14 protein-coding genes are annotated in these 15,400 nt (G+C 60.9%); 8 read left to right on the forward strand and 6 right to left on the reverse strand.

Translation table 11 applies throughout. From position 1 onward, the window contains the following. Positions 1–38 precede the first annotated feature (38 nt). Positions 39–485 carry a response regulator gene (locus tag V6F91_RS12390; protein WP_332764739.1) on the forward strand — a complete coding sequence of 149 codons (447 nt, stop codon included), beginning with the start codon at positions 39–41 and terminating at the stop codon, positions 483–485. Positions 486–763: 278 nt separating this feature from the next. Here the strand turns inward: V6F91_RS12390 and V6F91_RS12395 are convergent, their stop codons facing one another. Then, entirely contained in the window at positions 764–2,941 is a 2,178-nt protein-coding gene (locus tag V6F91_RS12395; RefSeq protein WP_332764741.1) for a malate synthase G, read from the reverse strand. 544 nt (positions 2,942–3,485) lie between these two features. On the opposite strand from V6F91_RS12395, the gene V6F91_RS12400 reads away from it, so the two are divergent. Next, positions 3,486–4,004, forward strand: a complete 519-nt coding sequence (locus tag V6F91_RS12400; RefSeq protein ID WP_203419758.1) for a glycine cleavage system protein R — start codon at positions 3,486–3,488, stop codon at positions 4,002–4,004. A 220-nt stretch (positions 4,005–4,224) separates the two neighbouring features. Here V6F91_RS12400 and rarD read toward each other — a convergent pair whose 3' ends face one another. The 5 genes from rarD to V6F91_RS12425 all read right to left on the reverse strand — a co-directional run bounded on the left by rarD (position 4,225) and on the right by V6F91_RS12425 (position 10,110). Continuing rightward, the gene (gene rarD, locus V6F91_RS12405) at positions 4,225–5,112 is read right to left on the reverse strand and encodes an EamA family transporter RarD (protein ID WP_090286931.1); all 888 of its coding nucleotides are present in this window, start codon (positions 5,110–5,112) and stop codon (positions 4,225–4,227) included. A 204-nt stretch (positions 5,113–5,316) separates the two neighbouring features. Further along, complete coding sequence (locus V6F91_RS12410) at positions 5,317–6,291, reverse strand: serine/threonine protein kinase (RefSeq protein ID WP_332764744.1); 975 nt, start codon at positions 6,289–6,291, stop codon at positions 5,317–5,319. Positions 6,292–6,456: 165 nt separating this feature from the next. Then, on the reverse strand, positions 6,457–8,358 hold the full coding sequence (locus V6F91_RS12415; protein ID WP_332764745.1) for a PhoX family phosphatase: 1,902 nt from the start codon (positions 8,356–8,358) through the stop codon (positions 6,457–6,459). A gap of 70 nt (positions 8,359–8,428) precedes the next feature. Beyond that, positions 8,429–9,193, reverse strand: coding sequence for a TOBE domain-containing protein (locus tag V6F91_RS12420; RefSeq protein ID WP_332764747.1), 765 nt, complete (start codon positions 9,191–9,193; stop codon positions 8,429–8,431). A gap of 182 nt (positions 9,194–9,375) precedes the next feature. Further along, positions 9,376–10,110, reverse strand: coding sequence for a ComF family protein (locus V6F91_RS12425; protein ID WP_332764749.1), 735 nt, complete (start codon positions 10,108–10,110; stop codon positions 9,376–9,378). Between the two features lie 90 nt (positions 10,111–10,200). Here V6F91_RS12425 and bioB point away from each other — a divergent pair, with 90 nt between their 5' ends. From bioB to V6F91_RS12455, 6 genes are all read left to right on the forward strand, one after another. Beyond that, positions 10,201–11,256, forward strand: a complete 1,056-nt coding sequence (bioB, locus tag V6F91_RS12430) for a biotin synthase BioB (protein WP_090286921.1) — start codon at positions 10,201–10,203, stop codon at positions 11,254–11,256. Between the two features lie 95 nt (positions 11,257–11,351). Beyond that, positions 11,352–12,530: an 8-amino-7-oxononanoate synthase gene (bioF, locus tag V6F91_RS12435; RefSeq protein WP_332764752.1), complete on the forward strand. Its 1,179-nt coding sequence runs from the start codon at positions 11,352–11,354 to the stop codon at positions 12,528–12,530. Further along, positions 12,523–13,254 (forward strand): alpha/beta fold hydrolase, encoded by a 732-nt coding sequence (locus tag V6F91_RS12440; RefSeq protein ID WP_332764754.1) that lies wholly within the window; start codon positions 12,523–12,525, stop codon positions 13,252–13,254. The genes bioF and V6F91_RS12440 overlap by 8 nt, the downstream gene beginning before the upstream one ends. Next, the gene (gene bioC / locus V6F91_RS12445) at positions 13,247–14,056 is read left to right on the forward strand and encodes a malonyl-ACP O-methyltransferase BioC (protein WP_332764756.1); all 810 of its coding nucleotides are present in this window, start codon (positions 13,247–13,249) and stop codon (positions 14,054–14,056) included. Before V6F91_RS12440 ends, bioC begins: the two co-directional genes overlap by 8 nt. Beyond that, the gene (gene bioD / locus V6F91_RS12450; protein ID WP_332764758.1) at positions 14,053–14,733 is read left to right on the forward strand and encodes a dethiobiotin synthase; all 681 of its coding nucleotides are present in this window, start codon (positions 14,053–14,055) and stop codon (positions 14,731–14,733) included. The genes bioC and bioD overlap by 4 nt, the downstream gene beginning before the upstream one ends. A gap of 108 nt (positions 14,734–14,841) precedes the next feature. Beyond that, complete coding sequence (locus V6F91_RS12455; protein ID WP_208939508.1) at positions 14,842–15,138, forward strand: pyrroloquinoline quinone biosynthesis protein PqqE; 297 nt, start codon at positions 14,842–14,844, stop codon at positions 15,136–15,138. The last annotated feature ends 262 nt before the right edge of the window (positions 15,139–15,400 follow it).

Here is a 15,400-nt window from a genome sequence, read left to right on the forward strand (position 1 = left end):
CTGTGCCAGGTGATTGATTCGAATACTTAGAGAGCGCCATGTCCGACCACGATATCTTGAGCGATGCCGAGCGCGAAGCGCTCAGCGCAGTCATGCTCGAACCCGATCTGCCACCGCAGCGCGTCCTGATCGTCGATGACGACAAGGACGCTCGCGAGTTGCTGTCGGAGATTCTTGCGCTCGATGGCATCCGCTGCCTGACTGCGGCCAGTGGTGAAACCGCGCTGAAAATGCTCGAAGAAAAGCCTTCGATCGGACTGGTCATCACTGACCTGCGCATGGGTAATGTCGATGGCCTGGACCTGGTTCGCCAAGTGCGCGAGTCGGTGCGGGCGGCGATGCCGATCATCATTGTTTCCGGCGATGCCGACGTGAAGGATGCGATCGAAGCGATGCATTTGAGCGTGGTGGATTTTCTGCTCAAGCCGATTGATACAGGGAAGTTGCTGGGGTTGGTGAAACACGAATTGGGCATTGAGCCTTAAAAGCCCCTCACCCTAGCCCTCTCCCAGAGGGAGAGGGAACTGATTCGGGAATATTTGAGCCATTCATCGACCTGAAAGTCCGCGACCGAATCCATAATCGACATTGATCTGACTGGTCGACGCATATCGATATACACATCGGTCGGCTCCCTCTCCCCCCGGGAGAGGGCTGGGGTGAGGGTAGCGATCTGGCCGTCGACGCCAAACCTTCGCCGAGCGCATAAAAAAGGCCCTGATCTCTCGATCAGGGCCTTTTTAATTTCCAGCATCAGCGCAAGTTACAGACCATTCGCAGCCTTGAACTCGCGACGACGACGGTGCAGCACCGGCTCGGTATAACCGTTCGGCTGCCTGGTGCCTTCGATCACCAGTTCTACCGCCGCCTGGAAGGCGATGTTGCTGTCGAAGTCCGGTGCCAGCGGGCGGTACAGCGGGTCGTTGGCGTTCTGCCGGTCAACCACTGGCGCCATGCGCTTGAGGCTTTCCATCACTTGCGCTTCGCTGACGATACCGTGGCGCAGCCAGTTGGCGATGTGCTGGCTGGAGATGCGCAGCGTCGCACGGTCTTCCATCAGGCCGACGTCGTTGATGTCCGGCACTTTCGAGCAGCCGACGCCTTGGTCGATCCAGCGCACCACGTAACCAAGAATGCCCTGGGCGTTGTTGTCCAGTTCGTTCTTGATCTGCTCCGGCGTCCAGTTCGGCTTGACCGCCAGCGGGATGGTCAGGATATCGTCCACCGAAGCGCGGGCACGTTTGGCCAGTTCGGCCTGGCGGGCGAACACGTCGACCTTGTGGTAGTGCAACGCATGCAGCGCAGCAGCAGTCGGCGATGGCACCCAAGCGGTGTTGGCACCGGCCAGCGGGTGGGCGATTTTCTGTTCGAGCATCGCCGCCATCAGGTCGGGCATGGCCCACATGCCTTTGCCGATCTGCGCACGACCCTGCAGGCCGGTGCTCAGACCGATATCGACGTTCCAGTTTTCGTAGGCGCCGATCCACTTCTCAGCTTTCATGTCGGCCTTGCGCACTACCGGGCCGGCTTCCATGGAGGTATGGATTTCGTCGCCGGTGCGGTCGAGGAAACCGGTGTTGATGAACACCACGCGCTCGCTGGCCGCCTTGATGCAAGCCTTGAGGTTGACCGTGGTGCGGCGTTCCTCGTCCATGATCCCGACTTTCAGCGTGTTGCGTTGCAGGCCCAACACGTCTTCGATGCGACCGAACAGCTCGTTGGTGAACGCCGCTTCTTCCGGACCGTGCATCTTCGGTTTGACGATGTACACCGAACCGGTGCGCGTGTTGCGCCGCGACGTATTGCCGTTGAGGTTGTGCATCGCTGCCAGGCACGTGACCAGACCGTCGAGAATGCCCTCCGGCACTTCGTTGCCTTGGCTGTCGAGGATCGCGTCGATGGTCATCAGGTGACCGACATTGCGCACGAACAACAGCGAGCGGCCGTGCAGCGTCACTTCACCGCCGTTCGGCGCGGTGTAGGTGCGGTCCGGGTTCATGGTGCGGGTGAAGGTCTGGCCGCCCTTGGACACGGATTCCGCGAGGTCGCCCTTCATCAGGCCGAGCCAGTTACGGTAGATCACCACTTTGTCGTCGGCATCGACGGCGGCCACGGAGTCTTCGCAGTCCATGATGGTGGTCAGCGCCGCTTCCATCAGGATGTCCTTGACGCCGGCAGCATCGGTCTGGCCGACCGGGGTGCTGGCGTCGATCTGGATTTCGAAGTGCAGGCCGTTGTGTTTCAGCAGAATCGCGATCGGCGCATTGGCGTCGCCCTGGAAACCGATCAACTGAGCGTTGTCACGCAGGCCGGTATCGCTGCCATTTTTGAGGGTGACCAGCAACTTGCCGTCAGCAATCTTGTAGCCGGTCGAATCGACGTGGGAGCCGGCGGCCAGTGGCGCGGCTTCGTCAAGGAACGCGCGGGCGAAGGCGATGACTTTGTCGCCACGCACCTTGTTGTAGCCTTTGCCTTTCTCCGCGCCACCTTCTTCGCTGATTGCATCGGTGCCGTAGAGGGCGTCGTACAGCGATCCCCAGCGGGCGTTCGAAGCATTGAGCGCGAAGCGCGCGTTCATCACGGGTACAACGAGTTGCGGGCCGGCGGTACGGGCGATTTCGTCATCGACGTTTTGCGTCGTGGCCTGGAAATCAGCGGCTTCTGGCAGCAGATAACCGATCTCTTGCAGGAAGGCTTTGTAGGCCACGGTGTCGTGCGCCTGACCTGCATGCTGCTGATGCCAGGCATCGATGCGCGCCTGGAAGTCATCGCGTTTGGCGAGTAGGGCTTTGTTCTTCGGCGCCAGGTCGTGAATAACCTTGTCGGCACCTTCCCAGAATTGCTCGGCGGTGAGGCCGGTACCGGGAATGGCTTCGTTGTTCACGAAGTCGAACAGGACTTTGGCGACCTGCAGGCCACCGACTTGAACGTGTTCAGTCATTGCTTGCCTCACTCTGCTCAGCTATTTCGCTTTTCAGCTCTTCAATTTAAACAATGAAGCCTCGGCCATTTAAACCACAAACCTGCCGACCAGTACATGCCATTGCTGGCGGCTGGGCTAGGACCAATCAACGGCTTGGGGGCCTTGCTGACGGGGCTTTCAGGGTTGCGAACAGGCCTGGGCGGACATCGATCCGGCGTTATGTAGTGCGCGCTGCGGCATACTACATGATGAGTTGCGCTTGTGAAAATCAGACTAATTACGTCGTTCTGCGACCTCATGACGCATTGCGGTCACGTCGCGGAACGGGATGTTCTCAAAAAAGCATTGGATTGTTCCAGTTAAATATCGAAAGTTGTACACGATTTATTTCGTCAATATCGCGCTGGTGCGGCTATTCGCGAGCAGGCTCGCTCCCACATTGACAATGCGATCCCCTGTGGGAGCGAGCCTGCACGCGAAAGCGCCAGTCCATCCAACGCAAGACAAGCCCTTGCCTATACTTGCCCTTCGATAACAAAAGTCATGACAAGAGGGCTGCGCCATGGACCATCTCGTACTCACCGTTTTCGCCCCGGACAAACCCGGGCAGGTCGAGCGCATCGCCCAATGCATCGCCGAGCACGGCGGCAACTGGCTGGAAAGTCGCATGTCACGGATGGCCGGACAATTCGCCGGGATCCTGCGAGTCGGCGTGCCGGCAGAGGCTTACGATGAATTAGTCGATGCCTTACAAGCACTGACGGCGCACGGTATCCGTGTACTGGTCGCCGAAAGCGGCATCGAGCAATCCTGCACCTGGAAGCCGATCGCCATGGAGCTGGTCGGCAATGACCGCCCCGGCATCGTCCGTGATATCACGCGGCTGTTGAGCGAGCAGGGCGTCAATCTCGAAAGGCTTGTCACCGAAGTGCGTCCGGCGCCGATGAGCAGCGAGCCGCTGTTTCACGCCGAAGCGATTCTGGCCGTGCCGTTGACGCTGTCGCTGGATGTATTGCAGGCGCGCCTGGAAACCCTGGCCGATGATCTGATGGTCGAGCTGGTATTGCGCACCGAAGTTTAAGCCGCAGGGTTATCCAGTTTAAACGTGCACCTGCCTGTGGATAACCTGTAGAGACCAAGCGCCACGCCACGTCCGCCGTGGCTTTGCTGCGATTGATCAAAAAAACGCCAGTAATCAGAGACTTGCACACAAACGGCGGGGATCACGCTGTGGATAACCTTGGGAAGGAACGGTACAGGCCACGCGAACCGTGGCCTGTGGATGTTTGTGCATTTTTTGATCAGCTGCGACGACGCAAACTTATCCACGCATCGACGCTGTACACCGCCAGACCCGCCCAAATGAACATGAACGCAACCAGCGTGCTCGACGACAAGTGCTCGCCAAACAGCAGCACCGCCTGCAACAGTACCAGCGTTGGCGCGATGTATTGCAGGAAGCCGATGGTGGTGTAGGGCAGATGCCGGGTCGCGGCGTTGAAACACACCAGCGGCACCAGCGTCACCGGGCCGGCGGCCACCAGCCACCAGGCTTGCGAGGTGCTCCAGAATTCCGGTTGCACGCTTGTCGCGGTCTGGTTGAACAGCAACCACGCAATCGCAATCGGCACCAGCATCCAGGTTTCCACCACCAGCCCCGGCAAGGCTTTCACCGGTGCCTGTTTGCGAATCAGGCCGTAGAAACCGAAGGTCAACGCCAGCGCCAGCGACACCCACGGCAGACTGCCGACCTGCCAGACCTGCTGCGCCACACCAACCGCGGCGAGCCCCACCGCCAGCCACTGCATGCGCCGCAGCCGCTCACCGAGAATCACCATGCCCAGCAGCACGTTGATCAACGGGTTGATGTAATAGCCCAGGCTCGCTTCGAGCATGCGCCCGTTATTCACAGACCACACATAAGTCAGCCAGTTAGCTGCGATCAGCGTACCGCTCAAGGCCAGGATCGCCAGACGCTTGGGGTTGTCGAGCAGCTCGCGCAGCCAGCCCGGGTGTTTCCATACCATCAGCAACAGCGCGCCGAACAGCGCCGACCACAGCACTCGATGAATGATGATCTCGACCGCTGGCACTTCTGCAATGGCTTTGAAATAGATCGGGAACAGGCCCCAGATGATGTAGGCACTCAGGCCCAGAATGTACCCGCGACGCGGGTTGGCGGCTTGCATGCAGAATCCTTGCTTTGACAGCTGACAAAGGAGGGATTGTAAGGAGATTTGTCTACGAATGCCGTACCGCAATGGTCGGGAAATTGTGAACGGCGGACAATTGTGGGAGCGAGCCTGCTCGCAAAGGCGTGATTTCAGTCGACATCAGTGTTGAATGCCAGTCGTATTCGCGAGCAGGCTCGCTCCCACACGAATATGGGGGAGTCAGAAGAGCTTCAGCGGTTCTTCATTCAGCGCCGCCAATTGCTCACGCAGTGCCAGCACCTGATCGCCCCAATAACGCTCGGTGCCGAACCAAGGGAAACTATGCGGAAACGCCGGGTCGTCCCAGCGTCGTGCCAGCCACGCGCTGTAATGCATCAGACGCAGGGCACGCAACGGTTCGATCAGCGCCAGTTCACGCGGGTCGAAATCGTGGAATTCGTTGTAACCGTCCATCAGCTCCGACAGCTGTCCCAGACAATCCTGACGATCACCGGCGAGCATCATCCAGATGTCCTGCACCGCCGGGCCCATGCGGCAGTCATCCAGATCGACGATGTGGAACATCTCGTCGCGGCACATCATGTTGCCGGGGTGGCAGTCACCGTGCATGCGGATGTTCTGATGCGGGGTGTTGGCGTAAGCATCCTCAACGCGCTTGAGCAGATCGCGGGCGACCGACTCATAAGCCGGCAGCAGGCTTTTCGGAATGAAGTTGCCTTCGAGCAGGGTGTTCAGCGAGGCGTGGCCGAAGTTCTGCACGGCCAGGGCTTCGCGGTGTTCGAACGGTTTGGTCGCGCCAACCGCGTGGATGCGCCCGAGCAACTGGCCGAGGCGATACAACTGATCGAGATTGCCCGGCTCCGGCGCGCGGCCACCGCGACGCGGGAACAGGGTGAAGCGGAAACCGGCATGCTCGTGCAGGGTTTCGCCGTTGTGAGTCAGCGGCGCCACCACCGGGATGTCCACATCGGCCAGTTCGAAGGTGAATTGATGCTCTTCGAGAATGGCGTCGTTGGTCCAGCGCTGCGGACGGTAGAACTTGGCGATCAGCGGCTCGGAGTCTTCGATGCCGACCTGATAGACACGGTTTTCATAGCTGTTGAGCGCCAGAATCCGCGCATCGCTGAGAAAACCGATGCTTTCAACGGCATCGAGGACGAGATCGGGTGTGAGGGTTTCAAACGGGTGGGCCATGCTGACTCCTGCGCGCAGCAGGCTGCCGCGTCCGGCCCGGCATGTTAGCGCAGATGGCAGGCAGTTAGGGATTGGTGTCTGGGCTGAAGCCATCGCGAGCAGGCTCGCTCCCACATTTGCAATGCAATTTCCTGTGGGAGCGAGCCCGCTCGCGAAAGCGGTATATCAGGCGCCGACGATCCCGCCATCCTCACGGGTAATCGCCATCACCGACGACCGTGGCTTGCCATTGGGCAAATGCTCGGGGAAGGTCGAACCGCCGTTTTCGCCCGGATGCTGAATCCCGACAAACAGGGTTTTCTGATCCGGCGAGAAGCTGATCCCGGTCACCTCGCAACCTACCGGCCCGACCATGAACCGGCGAATCTCACCGGTTTTCGGATCGGCGCAGAGCATCTGGTTGTTGCCCATCCCGGCGAAGTCGCCGGCATTGCTCGAATCGCCGTCGGTGAGAATCCACAGACGTCCGGCCTTGTCGAAACCCAGACCATCCGGGCTGTTGAACATGTTCTGCGGGGTGATGTTGGACGAGCCGCCCTTCGGCGTACCGGCATGCACGCCGGGGTTGCCAGCGACCACGAACAGATCCCAGGCAAAGGATTTCGAGGCGTGATCGTCGCGGTCGGTGCGCCAGCGCAGAATCTGCCCGTAGACGTTCTTCTCGCGCGGGTTCGGGCCGCCCACCGGTTGGCCGTCCTCGCCACGTTTGGCGTTGTTGGTCAGGGTGCAATAGACCTGGCCGTCCTTGGGGCTGACGACAATCCATTCCGGGCGGTCCATGCGTGTGGCGCCAACCACACTGGCGGCGAGGCGCGCATGAATCAGCACTTCGGCCTGATCGGCGAAACCGCTGCTGGCGTCGATGCCGTTCTTGCCATGGGTGAGTTCGATCCACTGGCCCTGGCCTTTCGGGTGATCGGGGTTGCCGTCACCGGCATCGAATTTCGCCACGTACAGGGTGCCGTGATCAAGGATGTCGCGGTTGGCTTTGGCGTTGCGATGGTTGATGCGATCGCGGCTGACGAATTTGTAGATGAATTCGCCACGCTCGTCATCGCCCATGTACACCACGGCTCGGCCGTCATCGGTCTCGGCGAGTGCCGCGTTTTCGTGTTTGAAACGGCCCAGCGCGGTGCGTTTGACCGGGGTCGATTGCGGATCGAACGGATCGATCTCGACCACCCAGCCGTGACGGTTCAGCTCATTCGGGTTCTTGGCCATGTCGAAGCGCGGATCGTACGGGTGCCAGTTGATTTCGCGGCTGGCGGTCGTTACGCCGTAGCGTTTTTGCGCGGCGTCGAACTGCTGCTGGGCATTGCTGCTGCCGAAACAGTCGGTGAAGTTTTCTTCGCAGGTCAGGTAGGTGCCCCACGGGGTTTTGCCGTTGGCGCAGTTCTGGAACGTGCCGAGGACTTTCTTGCCGTGCTTGTCGGCGGCGGTTTTCATCAAATCATGACCGGCCGCCGGGCCGCTGATGCGCAGCGGCGAATTGCCGTGGATGCGCCGGTTGTAGCGTGAGCCCTGGACGAACTGCCATTGGCCGTTCTTGCGCTGCACCTCGATCACCGACACGCCTTCACAGGCCAGCGCCTTGCGCACGTCTTCGGCCGACTGCGGCATGCCGCCGTGCGGGTAGAGGTAGCGGTAGTTGGTGTATTCGTTGTTGATCGCCATCAACGCGCGGTTGCGGTCATCCGGGAAGGCGAACAGACTCATGCCGTCGTTGTTGTCGCCAAACTGCACTTCCTGTGCGGCTGCGGTGCCATTGCCGCTCGGGTCGAAGGCCGGGCCGTTCTTGTGCAACGGCTGGCCCCAGCTGATCAGCACCGAAGACTTGTAGCCTTTGGGCAGGCTGATCGCGTCGCTGGTCGCGGCGGGAATGCTTTCAAAACCGAGCAGACGGCTGTTGCCGGCGCTGACACTCGCCGCCATCACGCTGCGGCTCAGCAGATTGCCGCCCAGAAACATCGCGGCACCGCACAACGCACCGGCGCTGATGAAGCCGCGACGGCTGAGGCCGACCATTTTTTCCAGATCGGTGGATTGGTTTTCTTCTAACAGGCTCATCTCAGGCTCCCTGCATGGTTTTGGCAGCCACCTTAATGAGCAACGATGACGCTTTCGTGGCAGCGCCCGATCAGAGCGGCGTGCCGATCAGCACGTTGGTCGGCGAAAACTGTACGCGCACCGGTTGGCCGACGCCCAAGCCGCGTTCGCGCAGCTCCAGCGGTTCGGCCAACGCGCAGAGGATGTGGCCGTTGGACAAAGAAATGCGCACTTCGCTGGGGCCGTCTTCGGCATCGAGCATCGCCTCGATGATGCCGTCTAGCAAATTGTGTCCCGGCGTTGCGACTTGCTCACGGCCAAGCAATTCCAGCCAGCCGGCCTTGATCAGCGCGACCACTGGCGTGCCGATCTGCAGCTCAAGGTGCAGGGTGCTGTCGTGAGTGATTTGCGCATCGAGGCACAGGCCTTCGGCCAGTTCGAGGCGGATCAGGTCGTTGCGGCCCTGACTGCCGATCGCCACCACCTTGCCATGCAACTGATTGCGCGCGCTGGTTCTGAGCATCAGGCGCCCGAGCAGATCCAGATCACTGGCGTCTTCTGCGGCTTCGAGCACTTGGGCCTGCAGGGCTTGCAGCTTTTGATAGAGGCGCAGCACACGTTCGCCTTCGCTGGACAGTTTGGCACCGCCACCGCCCTTGCCACCGATGACCCGTTCGACCAGTGGTTTGTGCGCCAGGTTGTTCAGCTCATCGATGGCGTCCCACGCCGCTTTGTAACTAAGGCCCGCGCTTTTCGCCGCGCGGGTGATCGAGCCCTGCTCGGCGATGTGTTGCAACAGGGCAATGCGCTGGGGGCGGCGCACGATGTGCTGGGAGAGGAGGGTGGGTAGGGACATATCGGCCAGACTAATTGCGGCAGTTGCTACAGAAGCTGGCGGCTTCGAGCGCCGGAGTCAAGCCGGGCACAAAACCTGTAGGAGTGAGCCTGCTCGCGATGGCGCCATCAATGGCGACATCTATGCTGGCTGATCTACCGCTATCGCGAGCAGGCTCACTCCTACAGGGGATTGCGAGCGGCTCAGCTTCCGGGTTTTGGCGTGCGCGCCAGGCAATACACATCAACCCGCGCGGCGCCGGCATTTATCAACAAGCGGGCCAGCGCCTGAGCCGTCGCGCCAGTGGTCAGCACGTCATCGATCAGCGCGAAATGCCGGCCGCTAACCTGCGCGTCCGGCACCACATCGAAGGCATTGCGCAGATTTTGTTTACGCGCATTGGCATCGAGATCCTGCTGCGCATCCGTCTCCTTGATACGGCGCAAGACCTGTTCATCGCAAGGCAACACCAGCGACTTGCTCAGCCAGCGTGCGAGCATCGCCGCCTGGTTGAACCCGCGTTGACGCAAGCGTTTACGGGCCAGTGGCACCGGCACCAACGCATCGGGCCTTGGCAAGTCTTCATCGAAGCGATGTTGCAGGTATTGCCCGAGAACATCGGCGAGCAGGTGGCCAAACGGCCATTTCGCGTAGTGTTTAAAGCGCGTAATCAGACTGTCCACCGGGAAGCCATACACCCAAGGCGCGGCGACCTGCGTAAAGGCCGGAGGCTCAAGCAAGCACGCTCCGCACGTCAGGCCGTTGACGATCAACGGCAAAGCGCAGCGCTGGCAATGGCTGCCAAGCCAGGGCAACTCGGTTTCGCAGGCCACGCAGATTGGCATTTCTGCTTCTGCGGGCTCGTCACACAACAAACAGGCCTGTATGTTTTTTAAACAGATGTAAACCTGTCCTTCGTATCGTGGTTGACAGCGCATGTCACTTCCTTAAATATGCCGAACATCCGTGTAGCGCCTGTGGGTATTCCATTTCCCCGGCGCCAGCCAAGCATAACCAAGGAATTGCCCATGAGCGCGAGCACCACCGCCACCCTGCGTCACGATTGGTCTCTGGCCGAAGTCAAAGCACTCTTCGTACAGCCATTCAACGACTTGCTGTTCCAGGCGCAAACGGTGCACCGCGCGCATTTCAACGCCAACCGCGTTCAAGTCTCGACGCTGCTGTCGATCAAGACCGGCGCCTGCCCGGAAGACTGCAAGTACTGCCCGCAGTCCGGTCACTACAACACCGGCCTCGAAAAAGAAAAGCTGATGGAAGTGCAGAAAGTCCTCGAAGAGGCGGCGCGCGCCAAAGCCATCGGCTCGACGCGCTTCTGCATGGGCGCCGCCTGGAAGCATCCTTCGGCCAAGGACATGCCCTACGTGCTGAAAATGGTTGAAGGCGTCAAAGCGATGGGCCTGGAGACCTGCATGACCCTCGGCCGACTGGACCAGGAGCAGACCGAAGCGCTGGCCAAGGCTGGCCTCGACTACTACAACCACAACCTCGACACCTCGCCGGAGTTCTACGGCAGCATCATCACCACGCGTACTTACAGCGAGCGTCTGCAGACGCTGGCTTACGTGCGTGAGTCGGGCATGAAAATCTGCTCCGGCGGCATTCTCGGCATGGGCGAGTCGCTGGATGACCGCGCCAATCTGCTGATCCAGCTGGCCAACCTGCCGGAGCATCCGGAATCGGTGCCGATCAACATGCTGGTCAAGGTCGCCGGCACGCCGCTGGAAAATGCTGAAGATATCGATCCGTTCGACTTCATCCGCATGCTCGCCGTGGCGCGCATCCTCATGCCGCAGTCCCACGTACGCCTGTCCGCCGGCCGCGAAGCGATGAACGAGCAGATGCAGGCGCTGGCGTTTTTCGCCGGCGCCAACTCGATCTTCTACGGCGACAAGTTGCTCACCACCGCCAACCCGCAGGCAGACAAGGACATGCAGTTGTTCGCACGCCTGGGCATCCAGCCGGAAGCGCGCGAAGAGCACGCCGATGAAGTGCACCAGGCGGCGATCGAGCAGGCGCTGGTCGAACAGAAGAGCAGCGAGCAGTTCTACAACGCTGCCGTCTGAATGCGCGAATGCGCCTGAAAAAATGCAGTACCCCTGTGGGAGCGAGCAGGCTCGCTCCCACAGGGAGTTTGTGTCATTTGAAAATCGAGGCCTGCATGACTTTCGATCTCACCGCACGCCTTGCTGCCCGTCGTGCCGACAACCTCTACCGCCAGCGCCCGCTGCTTGAATCCCCGCAAGGGCCGCTAGTGGTGGTCGACGGCCAACCGTTGCTGGCCTTTTGCAACAACGATTACCTCGGTCTGGCCAATCATCCGCAAGTGATCGAAGCCTGGCGTGCCGGGGCCGAGCGCTGGGGCGTCGGCGGTGGCGCCTCGCATCTGGTGATCGGCCACAGCGGCCCGCATCATGCGCTTGAAGAAGCGCTGGCGGATCTGACCGGCCGGCCGCGTGCGCTGTTGTTCACCACCGGCTACATGGCCAATCTCGGCGCGGTCACGACGCTGGTCGGGCAGGGCGATACAGTGCTCGAAGATCGTCTTAATCACGCTTCACTGCTGGATGCCGGTCTGCTGTCAGGTGCGCGGTTCAATCGCTATCTGCATAACGACGCGCAAAGCCTGGCCAATCGTCTGGAGAAAGCCACCGGCAATACACTGGTGGTCACCGATGGCGTGTTCAGCATGGACGGCGATATCGCCGATCTGCCGGCACTGGCTCGTGAAGCCAAGGCCAAAGGTGCCTGGTTGATGGTCGACGATGCCCACGGCTTCGGCCCGCTCGGCGCGACGGGCGCAGGCGTCGTCGAGCATTTCGGCCTGAGCCAGGAAGACGTGCCGGTACTGGTCGGCACCCTCGGCAAGGCGTTCGGCACAGCGGGTGCATTCGCGGCCGGCAGCGAAGAGCTGATCGAGAGCCTGATCCAGTTCGCCCGCCCGTACATCTACACCACCAGCCAGCCACCGGCGTTGGCCTGCGCGACGCTGAAAAGCCTCGAACTGCTGCGCAGCGAACACTGGCGTCGCGAACATCTGCAGACGTTGATTCGCCAGTTCCGCCACGGCGCCGAGCAGATCGGTCTGCAGTTAATGGACAGCTTCACCCCGATTCAGCCGATTCTGGTTGGCGATGCCGGGCGTGCGCTGCGCCTGTCGCAGATGCTGCGCGAGCGCGGGTTGATGGTCACGGCGATTCGCCCGCCGACCGTTCCTGCCGGCAGCGCGCGGCTGCGCGTGACCCTGACCGCCGCCCACAGCGAGGCGCAGGTACAGCTATTGTTAGAGGGACTGGCCGATTGCTTCGCTCGGCTTTCGTCGGAGCCAAACCATGCGTGATCGTCTGATTCTGTTGCCTGGCTGGGGCCTTGGCATCTCGCCAATGGAACCTTTGGCGGCCGCATTGCACGGGCTGGACGAGCATCTGACGGTCAGCATCGAGCCGTTGCCTGAGCTGGATTCCAGTGATCCGCAGGACTGGCTCGATGAACTCGATGAGCGTATCCCTCAAGACGTGTGGCTTGGCGGCTGGTCGCTGGGCGGCATGCTGGCGGCCGAACTGGCGGCGCGCCGTGGCGAGCATTGCTGCGGCGTGCTGACGCTGGCGAGCAATCCTTGTTTTGTGGCTCATGAGCAGTGGCCGAGTGCGATGCCGGGCGAAACGTTCGATGCCTTTCTGGCCGGTTGCCAGGCCGACCCGCGCGCGACGCTCAAGCGTTTTTCGCTGCTGTGTGCCCAGGGTGCGCAAGATCCGCGCGGCTTGTCCCGATTGCTGCTCGGCGCGGCACCGAACACCTCGCCCGCAGTATTGATGGCCGGTCTGGAATTGCTCGCGCAGATGGATATCCGCGCGGCGCTGCAAGCGTTTCGCGGCCCGCAGTTGCACCTGTTCGCCGGCCAGGACGGTCTGGTGCCGGCGGAAGCTGCCGGGGCCTTGTTTACGTTGTTGCCGGATATCGAAATTGGCCTGATCGAACAGGCCAGCCATGCGTTTCTTCTGGAGGACCCCCACGGACTGGCGGGCGCAATCCAGGCTTTTCTACACGAGTGCACTGATGACTGATTTGTCTCTTGTGCTGCCGGGTGGCTTGCCCGACAAGCGTCAGGTTGCCGCGTCTTTTTCCCGAGCGGCGGCCAGTTATGACAGCGTCGCCGAGTTGCAACGTGAGGTCGGTACACAGTTGCTGGCGCGCTTGCCGCTGGATTTCGTCCCCGCACGTTGGCTGGATCTGGGCTGTGGCACCGGCTATTTCACTCGCGCGCTGGGTTCGCGCTTTACCGAAGGCCAAGGGCTGGCGCTGGATATAGCCCAAGGCATGCTCAACCATGCGCGACCACTGGGCGGCGCCGAGCATTTCATTGCCGGCGATGCGGAGCGCCTGCCGTTGCAGGATTCGACCTGTGAGCTGATCTTCTCCAGCCTCGCGGTGCAGTGGTGTGCGGATGTCGAGGCGGTGCTCAGCGAGGCTTTTCGCGTGCTGAAACCGGGCGGAATTTTTGCATTTGCTAGTCTTTGCACAGGGACGCTGTTCGAGTTGCGTGATAGCTGGCGGCAGGTCGACGGGCTGGTGCACGTCAACCGCTTCCGCGAATTTGCTCGCTATGAGCAGGCGTGTGCGGCCAGCGGCCTGCGCACGCTGAGTCTGGCGAATCAGCCGCAGGTGTTGCACTACCCGGATGTACGCAGCCTGACCCATGAGTTGAAAGCGCTGGGTGCGCACAATCTCAATCCGGGACGGCCGGGTGGTCTGACCGGGCGCGCGCGGATACTCGCGCTGGTCGAGGCTTACGAGCGGTTCCGCAAGGCGTCGGGATTGCCGGCGACTTATCAGGTGGTCTACGCCGTGTTGGAGAAACCCGTATGAGCGCAGCCTATTTCATCACCGGCACCGACACCGATGTGGGCAAAACTACTGTAGCCGCCGGTTTGCTGCACGCGGCGCGCTCGGCGGGCTTGAGTACGGCGGCGGGCAAACCGGTGGCATCCGGGTGCGAAGTTACGCCCAAGGGCTTGCGCAACGCCGATGCGCTGGCGCTGCTGGCTGAATGTTCGCTGCCGCTGACGTATCAACAGGTCAATCCGCTGGCATTCGAACCGGCTATCGCTCCGCATCTGGCGGCGCGTGAAGCGGGTGTGGCGCTGACCGTGCAATCGTTGCTGGCGCCGATGCGCGCGATTATTGCCATGAACGCCGATTTCACGTTGATCGAAGGTGCCGGCGGCTGGCGGGTGCCGTTGGCCGATCAGGATAATCTGTCGGATCTGGCGATCGCGCTGAAGCTGCCGGTGATTCTGGTGGTGGGCGTGCGGTTGGGTTGCATCAGCCATGCCTTGCTCACGGCCGAGGCGATTGCTCGCGATGGTCTTCAATTGGCCGGGTGGGTGGCGAATATCATCGATCCGAAGACTTCGCGGCTGGAAGAGAATCTGGCGACATTGGCTGAGCGGATTCCCGCGCCCTGCCTGGGCCGCGTGCCGAAACTCAAGGCGCCGAGCGCCGAAGCGGTCGCCGAGCACTTGCAACTGGATCTGCTCGACTAAGCTTTTGTCTATGGGCAGGCACTGTGCCATTAGTGTTTTTGACGGGTGTTTTTCTGGCGGCTCTGCTTCAATGGCGCCTATTGATCCTTTCCAGGGATGAGAACCGTTATGGAAATCTCCGGCAGTACCGCTTTTTATGCAGGTCTGAGCTCGATTCAGAGCGGGCAGAACCGCATCGACCAGGCCGCCAGCCAGATAGCCAACAACACCATCGAACGTTCGGTGACCAGCCAGTCGTCCGAAGTGCAGGTTGATCGTCTGCGCGGTGTGGATCGCGCTCAGCAATCGGATCTGGCCAGCAATATGGTCGAGATGGCCCAAGGCAAGATCCAGGCAGAGCTGGGCGTGAAGGTGGCCAAGGCTTCCGACGAAGTGCTCGGGACGATTATCGACACCTTCGCCTGATCCGTTTCTCGTTCTGCTGGTGAACGCCGCGCCTTGTCGCGGCGTTTTCGTTGTAAGTCCTTCTTGCTCAACTAATCTTTTCGCAGCGCCCACGACTCGTTCGAGTCTGTGGGGATGTGCTGCGCGCGCCTGTGAAAGTAACCTGAAGACGAACGGCAAAAGATCGCCGCTTGACAACATTTCGGCGTAAACGTATGTTTCAAACAACTGTTTGACCGTCATAAACAAATCAACGCGGTCGTTCATTCCCGGTTACATCAGC

Origin of the sequence: Pseudomonas koreensis, assembly GCF_036668835.1 — a bacterium.
Taxonomy (GTDB): Bacteria; Pseudomonadota; Gammaproteobacteria; order Pseudomonadales; family Pseudomonadaceae; genus Aquipseudomonas; species Aquipseudomonas koreensis_I.

Coding starts and splice junctions, on each gene's coding strand:
- V6F91_RS12390 (WP_332764739.1), top strand. CDS start 39: ATGTCCGACCACGATATCTTGAGCGATGCCGAGCGCGAAGCGCTCAGC.
- V6F91_RS12395 (WP_332764741.1), bottom strand. CDS start 2,941: ATGACTGAACACGTTCAAGTCGGTGGCCTGCAGGTCGCCAAAGTCCTG.
- V6F91_RS12400 (WP_203419758.1), top strand. CDS start 3,486: ATGGACCATCTCGTACTCACCGTTTTCGCCCCGGACAAACCCGGGCAG.
- rarD (WP_090286931.1), bottom strand. CDS start 5,112: ATGCAAGCCGCCAACCCGCGTCGCGGGTACATTCTGGGCCTGAGTGCC.
- V6F91_RS12410 (WP_332764744.1), bottom strand. CDS start 6,291: ATGGCCCACCCGTTTGAAACCCTCACACCCGATCTCGTCCTCGATGCC.
- V6F91_RS12415 (WP_332764745.1), bottom strand. CDS start 8,358: ATGAGCCTGTTAGAAGAAAACCAATCCACCGATCTGGAAAAAATGGTC.
- V6F91_RS12420 (WP_332764747.1), bottom strand. CDS start 9,193: ATGTCCCTACCCACCCTCCTCTCCCAGCACATCGTGCGCCGCCCCCAG.
- V6F91_RS12425 (WP_332764749.1), bottom strand. CDS start 10,110: ATGCGCTGTCAACCACGATACGAAGGACAGGTTTACATCTGTTTAAAA.
- bioB (WP_090286921.1), top strand. CDS start 10,201: ATGAGCGCGAGCACCACCGCCACCCTGCGTCACGATTGGTCTCTGGCC.
- bioF (WP_332764752.1), top strand. CDS start 11,352: ATGACTTTCGATCTCACCGCACGCCTTGCTGCCCGTCGTGCCGACAAC.
- V6F91_RS12440 (WP_332764754.1), top strand. CDS start 12,523: ATGCGTGATCGTCTGATTCTGTTGCCTGGCTGGGGCCTTGGCATCTCG.
- bioC (WP_332764756.1), top strand. CDS start 13,247: ATGACTGATTTGTCTCTTGTGCTGCCGGGTGGCTTGCCCGACAAGCGT.
- bioD (WP_332764758.1), top strand. CDS start 14,053: ATGAGCGCAGCCTATTTCATCACCGGCACCGACACCGATGTGGGCAAA.
- V6F91_RS12455 (WP_208939508.1), top strand. CDS start 14,842: ATGGAAATCTCCGGCAGTACCGCTTTTTATGCAGGTCTGAGCTCGATT.